This window comes from Pseudoalteromonas sp. SG41-2, from assembly GCF_014164535.1.
In the GTDB taxonomy this organism is placed as follows: domain Bacteria; phylum Pseudomonadota; class Gammaproteobacteria; order Enterobacterales; family Alteromonadaceae; genus Pseudoalteromonas; species Pseudoalteromonas rhizosphaerae.
In genome coordinates this window covers 1-1,371 of record NZ_JACJFK010000082.1, presented here as the reverse complement: position 1 = coordinate 1,371, position 1,371 = coordinate 1, and the positions used below count along the sequence as shown (strand labels likewise).

1 protein-coding gene is annotated in these 1,371 nt (G+C 40.0%); it reads left to right on the top strand.

The features are described from left to right. Window positions 1-97: 97 nt before the first annotated feature. On the top strand, window positions 98-1,357 hold the full coding sequence (locus H5186_RS22450) for an IS4 family transposase (protein ID WP_182795036.1): 1,260 nt from the start codon (window positions 98-100) through the stop codon (window positions 1,355-1,357). The last annotated feature ends 14 nt before the right edge of the window (window positions 1,358-1,371 follow it).

The following is a 1,371-nucleotide window of genomic DNA, read 5'->3' as shown; positions in this document are numbered from 1 at the left end:
ATATTTCATAGGTTGGATCTTAAGAAAACTTGAAGTTGAACTCTGTTAATGATCAAATAGTTACGCCAATAAAAACATGACCAAAAACAGAGTTCACATGCAGATTAACCAAGTTTCAAATCAATTAAAAGCCCTTATCTCAGAAAAACACCTCATTGAGCTTGCAAAAACCTCCGGATTTCAAGTTCGACACCGTTGCCTGTCGATCGTTTCTCTGCTCAAAGCTGTGTTCAAAAGCTTATCTTGCCTGCAAGACGCTAACTTGTCAGATATCCATCAGAACCTGCTAACGCAGGCCAATTGCACGATAAGTTATAAACCTTTTCATAATCAAATTCGAAAACCTGCCTTGACTGAGCTAGTCCGTGAACTCGTTATTCAAGCGATGTCTAAATTGACTGTAAACACGCTGGATAAAACCTTTTTTACCCAGCGAGGAATATTGCGAGTGTTATTGCAAGATGGCTCTTCATTTGCTCTACATGATGAATTAGCTCCGGTTTTTGCTGGTCGCTTTACTGCGATAAGTCCTGCCGCAATTGAGTTACATCTTACTTATGACCTATTTAACGAACAGCCTTGTGAAATAGATATCCGTCCTGATGTTGAAACCGAGCGAGCCTTTTTACCGGGTAGTCACACACTTGGAGATACGTTATTACTTGCTGATGCAGGGTATTTTGATTTAGATTACTTTGAGCAAGTATCTCAAGATGGCGGCTACTTTTTGGTTAGAGCGAATAAAAACATCAACCCAACCGTCACATCTGCTTATTGCGCGGGCGTAGAGCTTAAAGAAAAGCATATTAAACTCAAAACATTGCTCAAAAAGCGTGCTAGTCAGCCACTTGAGTTAACAGTACGCTGGAAGAAAAATGGACCCGAGTACAGGCTTATTTATCTACCCGATGAAAAACGCCCTGTTTTCCTTGTTACTAATTTAAAAGAAACACAGTTTAACTTTGATGAGTTACTCGATATATACGCGACTCGTTGGCAAATCGAGTTACTTTTCAAAGAGCTAAAGTCATGGAATAACCTTAAGGGATTCATCACAAGAGACCCACACATTGCAGAATCGCTGGTTTGGCTGAGCATACTGCAAACACTTATCAAGCGGTTTATCTGCCATAGTGCAGCGACGATATTTAAGTGTGCGATCTCGACATTTAGAGCGAGTAAGTGCAGTTATCTTTGGCTGGATGATATTCTGGATTGCATAGAGCAAACACAGTGTAATCGTAAGGTACACCGTGTACTTAAGCTACTAGCGGTAAATTGTAAGCGGCAATCCATTGAAAAAAATAATGACATGTGCCGTTTTAAAATAGGAAGTCACACGATCTGTGTTCCTTAAGAACTAAGCTATGA